13 protein-coding genes are annotated in these 16,522 nt (G+C 70.6%); 10 read left to right on the top strand and 3 right to left on the bottom strand.

All coding sequences use genetic code 11. The features are described 5' to 3' along the window. Position 1: 1 nt before the first annotated feature. From J3S20_RS15235 to J3S20_RS15200, 8 genes are all read left to right on the top strand, one after another. Positions 2-979, top strand: a complete 978-nt coding sequence (locus J3S20_RS15235) for an ABC transporter permease (protein ID WP_216837344.1) — start codon at positions 2-4, stop codon at positions 977-979. Continuing rightward, positions 966-1,862 (top strand): ABC transporter permease, encoded by an 897-nt coding sequence (locus tag J3S20_RS15230; RefSeq protein ID WP_216837343.1) that lies wholly within the window; start codon positions 966-968, stop codon positions 1,860-1,862. The genes J3S20_RS15235 and J3S20_RS15230 overlap by 14 nt, the downstream gene beginning before the upstream one ends. Further along, positions 1,862-2,866, top strand: a complete 1,005-nt coding sequence (locus tag J3S20_RS15225; RefSeq protein WP_216837342.1) for an ABC transporter ATP-binding protein — start codon at positions 1,862-1,864, stop codon at positions 2,864-2,866. Before J3S20_RS15230 ends, J3S20_RS15225 begins: the two co-directional genes overlap by 1 nt. Further along, complete coding sequence (locus tag J3S20_RS15220) at positions 2,854-3,828, top strand: ABC transporter ATP-binding protein (RefSeq protein WP_216837341.1); 975 nt, start codon at positions 2,854-2,856, stop codon at positions 3,826-3,828. The genes J3S20_RS15225 and J3S20_RS15220 overlap by 13 nt, the downstream gene beginning before the upstream one ends. 11 nt (positions 3,829-3,839) lie before the next feature. Beyond that, positions 3,840-5,603, top strand: coding sequence for a hydantoinase B/oxoprolinase family protein (locus tag J3S20_RS15215; protein WP_216837340.1), 1,764 nt, complete (start codon positions 3,840-3,842; stop codon positions 5,601-5,603). Continuing rightward, a complete protein-coding gene (locus tag J3S20_RS15210) occupies positions 5,590-7,620 on the top strand; it encodes a hydantoinase/oxoprolinase family protein (RefSeq protein ID WP_216837339.1) in 2,031 nt (676 codons plus the stop codon). Before J3S20_RS15215 ends, J3S20_RS15210 begins: the two co-directional genes overlap by 14 nt. Before the next feature lie 16 nt (positions 7,621-7,636). After that, positions 7,637-8,968 (top strand): LLM class flavin-dependent oxidoreductase, encoded by a 1,332-nt coding sequence (locus J3S20_RS15205; RefSeq protein ID WP_216837338.1) that lies wholly within the window; start codon positions 7,637-7,639, stop codon positions 8,966-8,968. A gap of 84 nt (positions 8,969-9,052) precedes the next feature. Next, positions 9,053-9,856, top strand: coding sequence for a class II aldolase/adducin family protein (locus J3S20_RS15200; RefSeq protein ID WP_216837337.1), 804 nt, complete (start codon positions 9,053-9,055; stop codon positions 9,854-9,856). Here J3S20_RS15200 and J3S20_RS15195 read toward each other — a convergent pair. Continuing rightward, the gene (locus J3S20_RS15195) at positions 9,844-10,911 is read right to left on the bottom strand and encodes an amidohydrolase family protein (RefSeq protein ID WP_216837336.1); all 1,068 of its coding nucleotides are present in this window, start codon (positions 10,909-10,911) and stop codon (positions 9,844-9,846) included. The genes J3S20_RS15200 and J3S20_RS15195 overlap by 13 nt on opposite strands. A gap of 99 nt (positions 10,912-11,010) precedes the next feature. On the opposite strand from J3S20_RS15195, the gene J3S20_RS15190 reads away from it, so the two are divergent. Beyond that, positions 11,011-13,671 carry a type II toxin-antitoxin system ParD family antitoxin gene (locus J3S20_RS15190; protein WP_216837335.1) on the top strand — a complete coding sequence of 887 codons (2,661 nt, stop codon included), beginning with the start codon at positions 11,011-11,013 and terminating at the stop codon, positions 13,669-13,671. Between the two features lie 71 nt (positions 13,672-13,742). Here J3S20_RS15190 and J3S20_RS15185 read toward each other — a convergent pair whose 3' ends face one another. Together J3S20_RS15185 and J3S20_RS15180 are read right to left on the bottom strand one after the other, a co-directional pair. Further along, complete coding sequence (locus J3S20_RS15185; RefSeq protein ID WP_216837334.1) at positions 13,743-14,498, bottom strand: SH3 domain-containing protein; 756 nt, start codon at positions 14,496-14,498, stop codon at positions 13,743-13,745. Between the two features lie 89 nt (positions 14,499-14,587). Further along, positions 14,588-15,187, bottom strand: coding sequence for a TetR/AcrR family transcriptional regulator (locus J3S20_RS15180; protein ID WP_216837333.1), 600 nt, complete (start codon positions 15,185-15,187; stop codon positions 14,588-14,590). A gap of 129 nt (positions 15,188-15,316) precedes the next feature. Here J3S20_RS15180 and J3S20_RS15175 point away from each other — a divergent pair, with 129 nt between their 5' ends. Continuing rightward, complete coding sequence (locus tag J3S20_RS15175) at positions 15,317-16,519, top strand: efflux RND transporter periplasmic adaptor subunit (RefSeq protein WP_216837332.1); 1,203 nt, start codon at positions 15,317-15,319, stop codon at positions 16,517-16,519. Positions 16,520-16,522 lie beyond the last annotated feature (3 nt).

Here is a 16,522-nt window from a genome sequence, read left to right as displayed (position 1 = left end):
CGTGAAGCGATTTGGCGCGCGCGTCGCGCATGCCGCCTTTGTGCTCTGGGCGGTTGCGACGCTGACCTTTCTGCTGTTCCGGCTGATGCCGGGCGATCCGACGCTGAACTTCCTCTCGGATTCCTTCAGCGAGGAAATGCGGGCGGACCTGCTGCAATCCTTCGGTCTCGACAAGCCGCTGCCGGAGCAATACCTGATCTATCTCGGCAGCCTGCTGCGCGGGGACCTCGGCGTCTCCTTCCTGCAGAAGCGGCCGGTGCTGGATATTTTGCTGGCGGCCTTGCCGAATACGGCGGCGCTGACCGTCACGGCGCTGGTCATTGCCTATGCCTTCGGCATCGTCGCCGGCGCCTTCCTCGCCTTCGCGCGCGGCACCGTCACCGAGGGCATCGCCATTCCCGCGGCGCTGATCACGCGCGCGGCGCCGGAGTTCTGGCTGGGCATGCTGCTGCTGTCCTGGCTGTCCTTCGCCTGGGGCATTTTTCCCTCCGGCGGGGCGAATGTGGCGGGCTCGGAATTCGCCTCGGAATGGGCGCGGATGACCTCGGCCGATTTCCTCTGGCACCTGATCCTGCCGGCGCTGACCTTGGCGCTTTACCTGCAGGGCCTGCCGCTGCTGCTGATGCGCGCCACCATGCTGGAGGTGCTGAATGACGAGTTCATCGTCATGGCGCGCATGAAGGGGCTTTCGCGCTGGGCCATCGTGATGCGTCATGCGGCGCGCAATGCGCTGCTGCCGGTGGCCACCGCCTTCGCGCTCGGCCTCGGCAGTTCCTTCGGCGGGAATGTGGTGATCGAGACGGTCTTCTCCTGGCCCGGCCTCGGTCGCGTGCTGGTCTCCGCCGTTCAGGGCGCGGATTATCCGCTGGCGCAGGGCGCCTTCATCATGATCTCCGCCGTGCTGGTGGTGATGAATATGGTGGCGGACCTGCTCTATGCCTGGCTCGATCCGAGGGTGTCCGTCGGTGCCCGGCGCTAGCGCAGTGCCGCGCCGGCCGCTGCCCGGCGCCCTGCGCGCGAGCTTCGGCTTCCTGCGCAGCCAGCCCTTCGCCATTGCGGGCCTGGCCATCTATTTGCTGTTCATCGTCATGGCGATCTTCGCGGACCAGATCGCGACCCACGACCCGCGCGAGATCCTGTTCCGTGGCGCCTATCGCGTGGCCCGCTACCTGCCGCCTTCCGCCACCCACTACCTGGGCACCACGGCGGGCGGGCGGGACGTGTTCTCGCAGCTCGTGCATGGCTCGCGCTCCGCATTGCAGGTGGGCGTCACCGCGGCCTTCTTCGTCGTGGTGATCGGCACGCTTCTGGGACTGCTCTCGGGCTATCTCGGCGGCTGGGTGGACAAGGTGATCATGCGGATCTCCGACATCATCCTGGGCCTGCCCTTCCTGCCCTTCGTGCTGGTGATCTCCGCGCTGACGCGGCCCGGCACCACCACCCTCGTCGCCTCCGTCGCGTTGATGCTCTGGCCGAATACGGCGCGCGTCATCCGGTCCCAGGTCCTGTCACTGCGCGAGCGTGGCTGGGTGGAGGCGGCGCGCGTCACCGGCTGTTCCACGCCGCGCATCATCTTCGTGCATATCGCCCCGCAGGTGGCGCCGCTGGCCGCGCTCTACGGCTCCATTGCGGTCGGCTGGGCGATCCTGACGGAGGCCTCCGCCTCCTTCCTCGGCTTCGGCGACCCCGCTGCCATTTCCTGGGGCCTGATGTTGCAGGACGCCTTTGCGAATCAGGCCCTGTCGCGCGGTGTGTGGAGCTGGTTCGTTCCGCCCGGCCTCTGCATCGTGCTGCTGGTGCTGGCGGGCTTCCTGGTGTCGCGCGGGTCCGAGAAGCTGCTCTTTCCAAAACTGGGGGATTGATGGACGCGCTGCTGTCCGTGCGGGATCTCGCCGTGCACTACCGCACCGCCGCCGGGCCGGTGCGTGCGGTGGATGGAGCGAGCTTCGATGTGCCGGCGCGCTCCATCGTCGGCCTCGTGGGCGAAAGCGGCTGCGGCAAATCCACGCTCGGCCGCGCGCTGATGGGCGTGATGCCGCGCAGCGCCAGCATCGCCGCCGGTAGTGCGGTGTTCGAGGGCAGGGACCTCGTGACGCTGAGCGCAGCGGAACGGCGCAAGCTGCTGTGGCGCCGCATGGCTTTCGTGCCGCAGACAGCGATGAATGCGCTGGACCCGGTGCAGCGTCTCGGCGCGCAGATGATGGAAGTGCTGGTGGAGCGCGGCGGCCTGTCCCGCCCCGAGGCCGGCACCCGCGCGGCGGAGCTTTTCGCCCTGGTCGGCCTGGATTCCGGGCGGCTGCGCGACTGGCCGCACCAATTCTCCGGCGGCATGCGCCAGCGCGCCTCCATCGCGCTGGCCCTCGCACTTAATCCGGCACTGCTGATCGCGGATGAGCCGGTGACGGCGCTGGATGTCATCGTGCAGCGCCAGATCCTGGACGTGATGCGCGAATTGCAGGCGCGGCTCGGGCTGGCGATGATCCTGGTGACGCATGATGTCGCTGTGGTTGCCTATGCCTGCGACCGCGTCGTGGTGATGTATGCCGGGCGCGTGGTGGAAAGCGGCCCGGTGCGCGCGGTGCTGGAGGCGCCGCTGCATCCCTATACCATGGGCCTGATGAACGCCTTTCCGGATCTCGAACGCGCGGGGGGCGAGCTGGTGCCGATCGAGGGCGCGCCGCCATCCCTGCTGAACCCGCCGAGCGGCTGCCGTTTTGCCGCGCGCTGCCCCTTTGCCGTGGCGCGCTGTGCCGAGGATCCGGCGCTGGTCGAGCAGGCGCCGGACCATCACGTCGCCTGCTGGCGCGCCGCGGAAGCGCCGGCGCTGCGCCCCCTGGCCTCGGAGGCGGCGACATGGGCCAGCTGATCGCGGCCAATGACCTGGTGAAGGCCTTCCCCGCCTCCCGCCGCATGGCCGATGTGCTGCGCGGCCATCGCCCGGTGCTGCGCGCGGTGAATGGCGTCTCGCTGGCCGTCGGCGCTGGCCAGGCGCTGGGCATCGTCGGCGAAAGCGGCTGCGGCAAGACCACCACGGCACGGCTGCTCTTGCGGCTGGAGGAGCCGACCTCCGGCAGCGTGGTCTTCGAGGGGCAGGATGTCACGGCCCTGCGTGGCGCCGCCCTGCTGCCCTTCCGGTCCCGCGTGCAGCTGGTGTTCCAGAATCCCTTCGATGCGCTGAACCCGCGCTTCACCATCCGCCGCTCACTGACGGAACCGCTGCGCAATTTCGGCCTCCCGGCGCAGGAGCGCCATGCGCGCATCCTGGAAGCCATGGCGCGCGTCCGGCTGGATCCACCCGAGGCCTATCTTGACCGCCATCCGCATGAATTGTCGGGCGGGCAGTTGCAGCGCGTGGTCTTGGCGCGCGCCCTGGTGACGCATCCGCGCGCCATCATCGCGGATGAGCCGGTCTCGATGCTCGACGTCTCCGTGCGCGCCGGCGTGCTGAACGTGCTGCGCCGCGCGCGGGACGAGCTGCAGCTCGCCGCCATCTATATCAGCCATGACCTCGCGCTGATCCGCTATGTCTGCGAGGAAGTGGCGGTTATGTATCTCGGCCGCATCGTCGAAAGCGGGCCGACGGCAGAGGTCATCGCGAGCGCCGCGCATCCCTATACGCGCGCCCTGGTCGCCGCCGTGCCGGTGCCGCGCGTCGACCAGGATCGCGGGGACCTGCCGATCCGCGGCGGGCTGCCGGACCAGCTGAACCAGCCCAGCGGCTGCGCTTTCCGCGACCGCTGCCCGCTCGCCTTCGCCCGCTGCACGGAGGAAGCGCCGCCGCTGCGCGCCATCGCCCCCGGCCGCCACGCAGCCTGCCACCTGGCCTGAGGACTCCGATTTTGCCCCTACCCCTCTGCAATGCCGTAACGCTCGAAATCGTGCGCGGCGCGATCCGCGCCGCGCAGGCGGAGATGGAGGCGCTGATCGAGCGCACCGCCATGTCCGCCTTCATCCGCGAGAAGAAGGATTTTTACACGGCCCTCTTCGACGCCGATGGGGTCATGGCCGTGGGGTCCAACGTGCCGGTCTTCGGCGACATCTGCGGGCCCGTCTTCCGTGACTTTCCGATCGAGACGATTCGCGAGGGCGACCTCTACTGGTACAATGACTGCTACGGCTCGCGGGGCGCGGTCAGCCATTCCAACGACCAGGTTTTCCTGGCGCCGGTCTTCCTCGATGGCGTGCGCGTCGCCTTCGTCATGGGCTGGGCGCATTTTGCGGATATCGGCGGGCTGCGGCCCGGCTCCATCAGTCCCGACGCCACCGAAATCTTTCATGAGGGCGTCATCATCCCGCCGACGCGGCTGATCCGCGGCGGCGAGATCAACCAGGCGGCGCTGGCCATCTTCTACCGCAACTCCCGCTACCCCGAGCAGGCGCAAGGAGACACGCGGGCGCTGATGGCGAGCGTGGAACTCGGCGTGGCGCGGATGCGGGAAGTGGCCGGGCGCTTTGGCGCACCGGTGCTGGCGGATGCACTGCGGCAATTGCTGGACCGGACGCGGGAGACGGTGCGGGGGCGGCTGCGCGGCACCTTTCCGGTGGGGACGCATCGCTTCACCGACCGCATCGACGGCGACGGCCATGGCAGCGGCACGCTGCGCCTGCGCTTCGCCCTGACCCGCACGGCGGAGGACCGCTTCATCCTGGATGCGACGGAGACGGACGACCAGTCGCCCGGGCCGGTGAACTTTTTGATGAATCCGGACGTGCCCGGCATGGCGTTGGGCCTCTATTTCCTCGGCGGCGATGCGACTCAGGTGGTGAATGCGGGCGGGCCGCAATCGCTGGACGAAGTGCGGCTGCGCGAGGGTTCGCTGCTGCAGCCGCGCTTCCCCGCGGCGCTCGGCATGCGCGGCCTGACCATGATGCGCATGCTGGCCGCGCTGAACGGCCTGGTCTCCGTCGCCGGCGGCGAGGCGCCCGCCGCGCACGCCGCCTATGTCATCATGCTCCTGCGCGGGACGATCGGCGGAAAGTCCTTCCTGATGAGCGACGGTCTCGGCGTCGGCTATGGCGCCCGAAGCTTCGCGGATGGCATCGACGGCGTCTATTTCGTGGCGCAGGAGAACTATCCGGTCGAGTTCCTGGAGCTCGAATACCCCGTGCGCCTGCGCCATTACGGTCTGAATTGCGACAGCGCCGGGCCGGGCCGCTGGCGTGGTGGCTGCGGCATCGTGCGTGAATACGAGATCATGGCCGAGGAAGCCGTGCTCGCCGTGCGGCTCGATGGCGTCGAGAATCCGCCCTGGGGCGCGGCGGGTGGCATGTCCGGTGGGCCCGGCCGCGTGCTGGTCAATCCGGGCACGCCGCAGGAACGGCTGCTGCGGCCGCTGTCGGATGGCAATCGCGTCGTGCGTGGCGACATTCTTCGGATCGAGACCGGCGGCGGCGGCGGGCGCGGCCATCCCTATGATCGTCCGGCGGAGGCGGTGCTGGAGGATGTGCTGGGCGGGCTGGTCAGTGCCGAGGCAGCACGGCGCGACTATGGCGTGGTGATCGAGGGCCGGCGCATCGATGTTGTCGCCATGGACGCGCTGCGCAGCGCGCGTCCGATGACGAAAGCCTTTCATCGCGGGAGCTATGCTGATGCCCTCGACTGAGCCGCGGCCGCTTTCCGTCGCGGTGGATATCGGCGGCACCTTCACCGATATCACGCTGCAGGATTCGGCGACGGGCCGCGCCTGGACGGCCAAGACTCCCTCCACGCCGCATGATCCCTCGGAGGCCTTTCTCACCGGCGTGCGCCTGGTGCTGGAGACGGCGGGAGAATCGGCAGCCCGCATCGGCCGTGTTCTTCATGGCACCACCATCGCCACCAACCTGATCCTGGAGAACAAGGGCGCCCCCACCGCCCTCGTCACCACCGAAGGCTTCCGGCATGTGCTGGAGATCGGCCGGCAGGACATTCCGCGCCGCGCGAACCTGCACGCCTGGGTGAAGCCGCGCCGCCCCGTTCCACCCTCCCGCGTCTTCGAAGTGACGGAGCGCATCGCCGCCGATGGCGCGGTGCTGACGCCATTGGACGAGGACAGCGTGCAGCGCGCCGCGGAGGCCTGCCGGGAGGCGGGTGTGGCAGCTGTCGCGGTCTGCCTGCTGCATGCCTTCACCGCGCCGGCGCATGAACGTCGCGTGGCCGAGTTGTTGCGCGCAGCACTGCCCGGCGTGGCGGTTACCGCCTCGGTCGACGTGCTGCCGGTGGTGCGCGAATACGAACGTTCGCTGGCCGCGATCCTGAACGCGCAGGTCATGCCCGCCGTCTCCACCTATGTGCGGCGGCTGGAGGAAAGGCTGGCCGAGGATTCCATCGACGCGCCGCTGCTGCTGATGAAATCGAATGGCGGCGTCGCCGGCGCGGCCTCCATCCGACGCGCGCCCGCCGTCACCGCGCTTTCAGGTCCCGCCGCCGGCGTGGTGGGCGCGCGCGCCGTGGCGGCCGCGGCGGGTGTGCCCAGGATCCTCACGGTGGATATTGGCGGGACCAGCGCGGATATCTGCCTGATGCAGGGCGGCGCCATCAACCTGACGCAGCGCGGCGCGGTCGGGGACTGGCCGCTGCCGCTGCCGATGCTGGACATGGTGACGATCGGCGCCGGCGGCGGCTCCATCGCGCGCGTCACCGCGGAAGGCGCCCTGGCGGTGGGGCCGGAGAGTGCCGGCGCCAATCCCGGGCCGGCCTGCTACGGCCGCGGCGGGCAGCGCGCCACGGTGACGGATGCGCATGTGGTGCTCGGCCATCTGCCCAGCTCGCTGCTCGGCGGCCGCATGCAGCTGGATGTCGCGGCCTCGGAGGCGGTGGTGATGCGCGAGGTCGCGGCACCGCTGAACCTTTCGCTGCATGAGGCGGCGCGCGGAATTTTGGCAGTCGTCGATTCCAACATGGTCGGCGCGCTGCGCGTCGTCTCCGTGGAACGCGGGCATGACCCGCGCGATTTCGCACTGGTGCCCTTCGGCGGCGCGGGGCCGCTGCATGGTTGCGCACTGGCGGCGATGCTCGGCATCGGCCAGGTGCTGGTGCCGCCTTCGCCCGGCGTGCTCTGCGCGCAGGGCCTGCTCTCCGCCGATCTGCGCGCGGAATTCAGCCGGTCCGTGCTGCCGGGCCAGGCGGATCTCGCCGCCATCGAGGCGGGTTTTTCCCAACTCGAAGCGGAGGCCGCGGCCTGGTTCGCGGAGGAGGGCGTGGCGCCGCCCGCGCGCAGCACGGAGAGGATCGTGCTGATGCGCTATGCCGGCCAGGGCGGCGAATTGCCGGTGCCCTGGCGCGGCGCCAACGCGGCGGCGGATTTCGCGGCGGCGCATCGCGCGCTCTATGGCTTCGACCTGCCGCAGGGCCGCGCGGAGATCGTCACGCTGCGGCTGGAGGCGGTGGGCGCGCTGCCCGCGCCGGTGGCGAAGGCCTTGCCCCAGGGTGCGGGCGCGCAGCCCACTGCGACGCAGGCGGTGCATTTCGAATCCGGCACCGCGCAGGCCGGTATCTACGATCGTGCCGCGCTGGGGCAGGGAGATCGGCTGCAGGGCCCCGCCATTATCACCCAGCTCGATGCCACCACCCTGCTGCCACCCGGCTGGGTGGCAGAGGTGCTGGAATTCGGCGCCCTGCTGCTGCGCCGCCTGACCTGAGATCGAGGCCCCGCCGATGATGCATCTCGCCGCCTTCCTCTTCACTCCCGGCAGCCATTCCGCTGGCTGGCGGCACCCCGATGCCGTCACCGAATGCGACATGGAATTCGCCGAATACGTCCGCATCGCGCAGCTCGCCGAACGCGGGAAATTCGATACGATCTTCTTCCAGGACACGGTCGCGGTGAATGGCAGCGGCGCGCTGGATGGCGTCAGCCGCTATCGGCCGAGCCAGGGCCGCACCGCCTATCTGGAACCCACCACGCTGCTGGCGGCGCTGGCCGTGGTGACGCAGCGCATCGGCCTGGTCGCGACGGCGACCACCACCTACAACGAGCCCTACAACATCGCCCGCCGCTTCGCCTCCATCGACCATATCAGCAAGGGCCGCGCGGGCTGGAACCTGGTGACCTCGCAGATCGAGGACGAGGCCGGCAACTTTGGCGCCGACCACCACATGCTGCATTCCGAACGCTACGAACGCGCCGAAGAATTCTACGATGTGGTCGCCGCACTATGGGACAGTTTCGGCGAGGGCGCGCTGATCCGGGACAAGGCGAGCGGCATCTACATCGATCCGTCAAAAATCCATTTCCAGGATCATGTCGGCAAGCACTTCAAGGTCCGCGGCCCGCTGAACGTGGCGCGCTGCCCGCAGGGGCGGCCGGTGGTGACGCAGGCCGGCTCCTCCGGCCCCGGCATGGAACTGGCGGCGCGCACGGCGGATCTCGTCTTCACGGCGCAGAGCGACCTGGCGGAGGCGCAGGCCTTCTACCGCGATCTCAAGGCGCGTGCCCAAAAGTACGGCCGCGAGCCGGATCATGTGAAGATCATGCCCGGGCTGATGACCATCATCGGCAGGACGGAGGAGGAGGCAGAGGCAAAATATCGCGACCTGCAGGGGCTGCTCTCGGATGAGAATTCCATGCGGCTGCTGGCGCGGCTCTGCGGTGACCTCGACATCTTCGCGCTGCCGCCCGATGCGCCCCTGCCACCGCTGCCGCTCTCCAACGCCGCCCAGGCGCGGCAGCGGCACCTGATGGACAAGGCAGCGCGGGAAAATCTCTCCATCATCCAGACGGCACGCTACCTCGGCACCTCGCTCGGCCACCATCTGCTGGTCGGCACGCCCGCGCGCATCGTGGACACGATGCAGCAATGGGTGGAATCCGGCGCCTGCGACGGCTTCACCCTGCTCTCGCCGCACTACCCGCGGCCGCTGGAGGATTTTGTCGAGCTGGTGGTGCCGGAACTGCAGCGGCGCGGATTGTTCCGCACGGACTATGCCGGCACCACGCTGCGCGAGCATCTGAACATCCCCGTGCCTCCAAACCGCTACGAGGTGTAGCTCTTCCCTTCTCCCGCCGCCTGCCCGAAACTGGCACCCGCAAGAACGCCAGGCCGGAAATCGGCCGGAGAAGGAAACGCCCGCATGGATGCCGCCGCCCCCCGCTACGACACCAACTGGCCCTCGATCCGCGACGAGGTCAGCCCCACCGAATGGCGCGCGCGCTGCGACCTGGCCGCCTGCTACCGGCTGATGGATGTCCACGGCATGACGGACCTGATCTACAACCACATCACGCTGCGCATCCCCGGCACGGACCACCTGCTGATCAACCTCTACGGGCTGCTGTACAAGGAGATTACGGCGACCTCGCTGGTGAAGATCGACGTCGAGGGCAATATCCTTTGGAAGCCGGATACCGACTACGGCATCAACAAGTCCGGCTATGTCATCCACGGCGCCATCCACAAGGCGCGGCCGGATGTCGCGGCGGTGATCCATACGCATACGCGGGCCGGCATGGCGGTGGCGGCGATGAAGTGCGGGTTGTTGCCGCTGAGTCAGACTTCCATCCGCTTCGTCGGCCATCTCGGCTATCACGACTATGAAGGCCCGGCGATCGACCTGTCGGAGCGCGAGCGCATCGTGCGCGACCTCGGCGCGCATGATGCGCTGATCTTCCGCAACCACGGCCTGCTGACCTGCGGCGCGACGCTGCCGCAGGCCTTCAACACCATGTACCAGCTGGAGATGTCCTGCCGCGCGCAGGTGGATGCCATGGCTGCGCGCACGGAGCTCACCATGCCGGGGGAGGAGATCCTGGCGAAGACCGCGCATCTGTACCAGCCCGGCGCGCGGCGCCCCTATGGCGTGCTGGAATGGCACGCCATGCTGCGGCAGCTCGACGCCGAGCAGAAATCCTCCGGCTACCCCCCCTACGCCATCTGAGCGAAGGCGGGGTCCAGCCCGTAGATGCGCGTGGCGGTGCCGGCGAAGAGCGCGGCCCGCTCCGCATCGCTCGCCCCCTGCGCCAGGCGCTTGAAGGCATTCCACAGCACGCCGTAGCTGCACATGCCCTTGTCGACCGGGAAGTTGCTCTCGAACATGCAGCGCGGCGCGCCGAAGGCCTCGATCAGCGGCTCCACCACCGGGCGCCAGGCCTCGGCCAGCGTTGCCGAAGCCGGCGGGCGGTCCTTCAGATGGAAGTCGTGGCCGCCCACCTCCATGGCCAGGCCGCCCAGCTTCATCACCACATTGGGCAGCGTCGCCAGCGGCATCACCACGGCGCGCCACTCGGCCAGGGCCTCCGCCCGCCGCCCCGCATAGGGGCCGATGCCGAGCGGCCCGCCGCAATGATTCACCACCACGGTCAGCTCCGGCACCGCCCGGGCCAGCGAAGCCACAAGCGGCAGCTGCGTGTGATAGGCCCAGACATCCAGCACCAGCCCCTGCCGCGCCACTTCCCGCGCGCCCTCGATGAAGCGCGGATCGGCCAGCGGGCCCGGCGGCGGCGAGACCAGATTCGATCGCACCTCCGGCGAGGCGTGCCAAGCAGTACGGTTGCGGATGCCGCGGAAGCGCGGGCCGGCGGCGGCGCGATGCGCCTGCAGCAGCGGCGCCACGTGATCGCCCAGCGTCAGGTCGACATAGCCAATGATGCCGGCGCAGGCGCGCATTCGGCCGTAGCGGCCGCTGGCGCTGGCGGCGGCGATACCATTGACGAATTCCGTCTCGCCCAGCGGGCGCAGCGCCTCCGGCCCCTCGGCGCGGTACATCGAAGCGCATTGCACGAAGATCGTGGCGCGGATGTCGTGGCCGCTGGCGGCGTCCTGCAGCAGCTCCTCCAGCAGGTAGCGCTCGTCGTCGCGGTCCCAGAGGTGGTGGTGCGGATCGACGATCGGCAGCGCGGGATCCAGCGCAGCCTCCCGCCACTGGTCGAGCCAGGCCTCGCGGATGGCGACCTGGCGGGAGGCATTGAGCGTGGGCGGGGGAATGGCGGGCATGGCGGGCAGGATGCGCGGCGCCGCGCCGCTTCGGCAAGCCGGGCGCAGGAGGTTTGTGGCACAGATTGACACATCGGCGCCCCTCCGGAACAATCCGCCATGGCTCCCCGCCGCACCCGCAACGTCTCCCTCACACCACAGCTCGATGGGCTGATCGATCGGCTGATCGCCAGGGGCGGCTACCGCAGCTCCAGCGAGGTCGTGCGCGCCGCGCTGCGCCTGCTCGAGGCGCGGGAGGCGTCAGCGGATGCGCCGGCCGATACGCCGCCGGCGGAGACGGAGGAGGCAGGCTTTGGCCTGCTGGCCGAAAGCCTGCCCGCCATGCTCTGGATGGGCGATTCCAGCGGCCGGCCCATCTACATGAATCTTAGCCTGCGCGCCTTCTGGGGCGTGGGGCCGGAGGAAATGGTCGGCTTCGATTGGATCGGGCGGCTGCACCCCGAGGATGCCGCCCGCGTCGCCGCCTGCTTCCGCCAGGGCCGGCAGACCCGCACCGGCTTCACCGTGGAGGCACGCTACCGCAATGCCGCCGGCGAATGGCGCCTGCTGCGCACGGAGGCCGAGCCGCGCTTCGCGCCCGATGGCACCTTCTTCGGCCTGGTCGGCACGAACCTGGATGTGACGGAGCTGCGCCGGACCGAACAGGCGCTGCGCGAAAGCGAGGCCCAGCTGCGCGACCTGGTCGCGACGCTCGACCTTTCCACCCTGCTGGTGCGGGAGCTGGACGGCACCATCCGCTTCTGGGCGGCGGGCTGCCAGCGCCTCTACGGCTGGGCGGCGGAGGAAGCGGTGGGCCAGCCGGCGCATCGGCTGCTGCAAACGGAATTCCCGCTGCCGCAGGCGGAGATCGATTCGCTCCTGCTGCGCGACGGCGCCTGGAAGGGAGATCTGCGCCAGCGGCGGCGGGATGGCAGCGAGGTGGTGGTCTCGGTGCAGATGGGGCTGCGGCGCGATGCGGCCGGGCGCCCGGTGGCCATTGCCGAAAGCCTGACGGATGTGACGGTCCTGCGCCGCACGGAGGCCGGGCTCAGCGCCAGCGAGCAACGCCTGCGCATGGCGCAGGAGGCTGCGGAGATCGGCATCTTCGACTGGGACGTGCAGCGCCGCGCCACCAGCTGGTCGCCCGAGATGTTCCGCCTGATGGCGATCGACCCGGCAACGCCGCCGGAGGCCTGCTTCGATGCCTGGCTGGATCGCGTGCACCCCGCCGACCGGGCCCGCGCCAAGGCGGAGACGGTGGGCTTTCTCGCCCGCCCGGGGCCGCTGCAGATCGAGTACCGGTTGAAGCTTCCCGATGGCAGCGTGCGCTGGATGCTGGGCCGCGGCGTGGTGGAGACCGACGAGGCTGGCCGGCCGCGGCGCATGCTGGGCGTGAACCTCGATGTCACCAGCCTGCGCCGGGCGGAAGCCAAGGCGCGGCAGAGCGAGGCGCGGCAGCGCGCGCTGTTCCACGCGGCGCCCTTCGCCGTCATCGTCATCGACCAGGCAACGCTCGACATCCTGGAGGTGAACGACCGCGCCTGCGCCGATTACGGCTATACGCGGGCGGAATTCCTGCGAATGAACATCGGCGACATCGACATCCTGGGCAATACGCCGGCTATTCGCGAACGTGGCCGACGCAGCGCGGTGGGTCCGCGGACCCAGGAATTCGAGGCCAGGCACCGCCTGCGCAACGGGCAAATCCGCGACGTGCTGGTGCGCGTGCACGGGGTGGATCTGGATGGGCGCCGCGTGACCTATGGCGCGCATTTCGACATCACCGACCGCAAGGCGGCGGAGGCGGCGCTGCGCGGCAGCGATGTGCGGCTGCGCCTGGCGCTGGAGGCGGCGGAATTCGGCAGCTGGGAATATGACATCGCCCGCGACCTAGGCTGGCGGCGCGGCCTGCTGCAGGACGATTTCCCGCAGCTGGCCGTGGATGGCTTTCCGCTCTCCGCCTGGGTGGAGCCGATCCATCCGGCTGAGCGTGAGATGGTGGAAGGCCGGCTGCGCGCCGTCTGCGAAGGCCGCAGCCCGCGCTTCGAGGCGGAATTCCGCGTGCCCGCGCCGGAAGGCGGCTGGCGCTGGATCGCCTCCCGCGGCGCCGTGGTCGAGACCGGGCCGGAGGGCCGGCCGAGCATGCTGGCCGGCGTCGCCCGGGACATCACCGAAAGCCGGCAGGCGGCCGAACGCCAGGCGCTGCTGGCGCGGGAGGTCGACCATCGCGCCAAGAACGCCCTGGCCGTGGTGCTCGCCGCGCTGCGCCTGACCAAGGCACCGGACCTGCCGAGCTACACCGCCGCCATCGAGGGACGGGTGAGCGCGCTGGCGCGGGCCCAGACGCTGCTGGCGGACCGGCAGTGGGAGGGGGCGGAGCTGGAGACGCTGCTGCGCGGCGAGGTCCTGCCCTTCCTCGGCGGCCAGCGGGTGAGCATGCAGGGGCCCTGCGTCACCCTCTCGCCGGTGGTGGCGCAGGCGCTCGCCATGACGGTGCATGAGCTGGCGACCAATGCGGTGAAGCACGGCGCCCTGTCCGCGGCCGATGGCGAGGTGCGGCTGGAATGGTGCTGGTCGGGTGGCGAGCCGGGGCGGGTGCTGCTGCTGCACTGGACCGAGACCGGCGGCCCACCGCTGGCAGAGCCGCCACTGCGCCGGGGCTTCGGATCCCGCGTGCTGGAAGCAACGGTGCGCAGCCAGCTGAGCGGCCAGATCACACTGGACTGGCGGCCGGAGGGCCTGGCCTGCCGCCTCGAACTGCCGCTCGGGCGGCGGCGGTAGGATCCACTCGGCAGGCCGGCAACCCGGCCGACGTCACGGGGTCGGCCCGCCTCTAAGCAGGCGGCCGCCTGCTACAGCGGCGCCGGGGACAGCAGCGTGCCATGCGCCCAGCCGGCGGGCGCCACCTCGTCGCCGATCTGCACCCAGCCGCCCGGGGCCTGGCCATGCACATGGAAGGCGCGGCCGCGCTCGGCCACCCAGAGGATCTCGGCCTGGCCGCTGGGCGCGGCGCGCACCCGCACCGGGTTCAGCACCGTGACGGTGGCGGTCGGGCCGGAGGACGCCGCCCCGGCGGCCGGTGCCCCCTGCGTCGCGGCGCTGGCGGCGGCCTGCAGAACGGGCTCCGCGCCCTGGCGGGGCTGCGTGCCGCAATAGCGCCGGCGCGGCTCACCCGGCGCGCCGCCGCGCCAGAGGCCCGGCGCATCCTCCATCACCACCAGCGGCTGGCTGCCGCGTGCGGGCTGGCCCGTGCGCGCATCGCGGATCGCGAGGCTGGAGAGGATGACCCGCGCCACGACATCGGCCGGCGCGCCGGAGGCGGAGGGCAGGGTGGCGCAGACGGCCAGCTCCTCGCCCTCACCCAGGCGGATCAGCTTCACCTCCTGCAGCGGCGCCGTATGGCCGGCGCGGCGCAGCTGCGCCTCCACCGCCCGTAGGGCCACCTGTTCGGCGGCGCGGGTGGTGCCACTAGGGCCGGGCAGGGTTTCGGCCGCAACCTCGGCCGCCGCGCTGCCACCCCCGGCGCTGTTCCAGCTCCAGGAGGCGGCGCCGCCGGCGGCGAGGCCCAGCGCGGTGAAGGCGAGCAGGGGTGGGACGAATCGGCGCATGCTTTGTCTCACCGGAGGTTGTGATGTCGCGCAAATGACGCGCCGGCACCCCCGGTGGTTCCATGATGACGCAAGCTTGTATCCAGGCTTCAGGCGCCAGCGGGGAACGGCTCCACCAGCCCGCCGCGCAGCACGGCCTCGGCCCCCTGCCGCAGCACCTGTCCGGCGCGCTCCCCGCCCAGATAGGGCAGGCTGGCCCAGGCGCCATCCATCAGCATGGCCAGGCTCTCGCCCAGCAGCACCGGGTCTTTCGCCCCTGCCTGGCGCGCCAGCTCCACCAGCCGGTCCCGCATGCCGGCCTTCTGCCCCGCCACCAGCTGGTGGATCGGATGCGCCGGGTCGGGGAATTCGGCCTGGGCCAGCAGCAGCGGGCAGCCGCGATAATCCGGGTCGCGCAGCTTCTGCACCACCGCATCCACCAGGGCCTGCAGCCGGGCCGCCGGCGTCGGTGCGTCGGCGATCACCGACTGGAACCAGGCGTCGTAGCACTGCCCGTCGTCGCACAGCACCGCCGCCACCAGCGCATCCTTGCTCGGATAGGTCCGGTACAGGCTCATCTTGGTCGCATCCGCCACGCGGCAGACCTCCTCGATGCCCGTGGCGCGGATGCCGTGGCGGTAGAACAGGTCCTTCGCCGCCGCCTGGATGCGCTCGGCAGCCTTCGGACGATCGGCGGGGGTGGTCGACATGGTGGCAGGAACTCCCTTCGCGACGGGCTGCCTTTTCCGGCGGTCCGGGTGGCAGCGCCTCTTGATGATACCGACCGGTCACTTAATTAGGGACGAACCGGTCGGTATCATTCGGCCCTGGAGATTGTCATGCCTGACCCCTTCAACAAGGCCTCCGCGCCTGCAAAGCTTGGAAATCTGTGGTCCGACTGGCTGCGCCGCGCGCTTCCCCTGCCCGCCGCCGCCCTGCTGGCGGCCAGCCTGGCGCAGCCGGTGCAGGCCCAGCAGGCCCCCGCCGCGCCCCCCGTCACCGTTGCCAATCCGCTGACCCGTAACGTCACCCAATGGGACGAGCATACCGGGCGGATTGAGCCCTCCGCCCTGGTCGAGCTGCGCCCGCGCGTCTCCGGCCAGGTCGTGCAGGTGCATTTCCAGGATGGCGCCCTGGTGCAGGCGGGGGACCTTCTCTTCACCCTGGACCCGCGCCCCTTCCGCATCGCGGTGGACAGCGCCCGGGCCGAGGTGGCGCGCAACGAGGCGCGGCTGGCCCTGGCGCAGCAGCAGCTGCAGCGTTACGCCGGCCTCACCGCCCAGCGCTTCTCATCGGAAGCCGACCAGGACAATCGCCGCGGCGCAGTGCGGGAGGCCCAGGCCGGCCTCGCCGCCAGCCAGGCGGCCCTGCGCCAGGCGGAGCTGGATCTGGAATTTTCCGAGGTGCGCGCGCCGCGGGCCGGCCGCGTCAGCGACCGGCGCGTCGATGCCGGCAACCTGGTGCAGCAGGGCAGCACGCTGCTGACCACGCTGATGGCGCTCGACCCCGTCTATGTCACCTTCGATGCCAGCGAGGCGCAGTATCTGCGTTACGCCCGCGCCGCCCGCGGCGGCTTCCGCCCGACCGGCGGAGAGGCTGGCGCCCAGGTGCAGCTGCGCCTGCTGGACGAGACGGAATTCGGCCATGAGGGCCGCGTGACCTTCGTCGACAACAGCTTCGATGGCCGCAGCGGCACCATCCGCGGCCGCGCGACCATCGCCAATCCGGACCTCTTCCTCACCCCCGGCAGCTTCGCCCGGCTGCGGCTTTTCGCGGGCGATGCGGAGGCGCTGATGGTACCGGATGCGGCGGTGGTGGCGGACCAGTCCGGCCGCATGGTGCTGACGGTGGCGGCCGACGGCACCGTGGCGCCGCGCCCGGTGCAGCTCGGCCCGCTGGTCGATGGGCTGCGCGTGGTGCGGAACGGCCTCGGCCCGCAGGACCGCGTCATCATCGGCGGCCTGCACCGCGCCCGCCCGGGCAGCCGCGTCACCGCCCAGCAGGGCAGCATCGGGCAGAGCCCGCTGGCCTCCGCGCGCTGATCC

This window comes from Falsiroseomonas tokyonensis (assembly GCF_019024325.1).
Classification (GTDB): Bacteria; Pseudomonadota; Alphaproteobacteria; order Acetobacterales; family Acetobacteraceae; genus Falsiroseomonas; species Falsiroseomonas tokyonensis.
This window is presented reverse-complemented; position numbering and strand designations above follow the sequence as displayed.

What these genes read in the sequence shown, in the direction of transcription:
- J3S20_RS15225 (WP_216837342.1), top strand. Translation starts at nt 1,862, where the DNA reads ATGGACGCGCTGCTGTCCGTGCGGGATCTCGCCGTGCACTACCGCACC.
- J3S20_RS15220 (WP_216837341.1), top strand. Translation starts at nt 2,854, where the DNA reads ATGGGCCAGCTGATCGCGGCCAATGACCTGGTGAAGGCCTTCCCCGCC.
- J3S20_RS15210 (WP_216837339.1), top strand. Translation starts at nt 5,590, where the DNA reads ATGCCCTCGACTGAGCCGCGGCCGCTTTCCGTCGCGGTGGATATCGGC.
- J3S20_RS15205 (WP_216837338.1), top strand. Translation starts at nt 7,637, where the DNA reads ATGATGCATCTCGCCGCCTTCCTCTTCACTCCCGGCAGCCATTCCGCT.
- J3S20_RS15200 (WP_216837337.1), top strand. Translation starts at nt 9,053, where the DNA reads ATGGATGCCGCCGCCCCCCGCTACGACACCAACTGGCCCTCGATCCGC.
- J3S20_RS15195 (WP_216837336.1), bottom strand. Translation starts at nt 10,911, where the DNA reads ATGCCCGCCATTCCCCCGCCCACGCTCAATGCCTCCCGCCAGGTCGCC.
- J3S20_RS15190 (WP_216837335.1), top strand. Translation starts at nt 11,011, where the DNA reads ATGGCTCCCCGCCGCACCCGCAACGTCTCCCTCACACCACAGCTCGAT.
- J3S20_RS15185 (WP_216837334.1), bottom strand. Translation starts at nt 14,498, where the DNA reads ATGCGCCGATTCGTCCCACCCCTGCTCGCCTTCACCGCGCTGGGCCTC.
- J3S20_RS15180 (WP_216837333.1), bottom strand. Translation starts at nt 15,187, where the DNA reads ATGTCGACCACCCCCGCCGATCGTCCGAAGGCTGCCGAGCGCATCCAG.
- J3S20_RS15175 (WP_216837332.1), top strand. Translation starts at nt 15,317, where the DNA reads ATGCCTGACCCCTTCAACAAGGCCTCCGCGCCTGCAAAGCTTGGAAAT.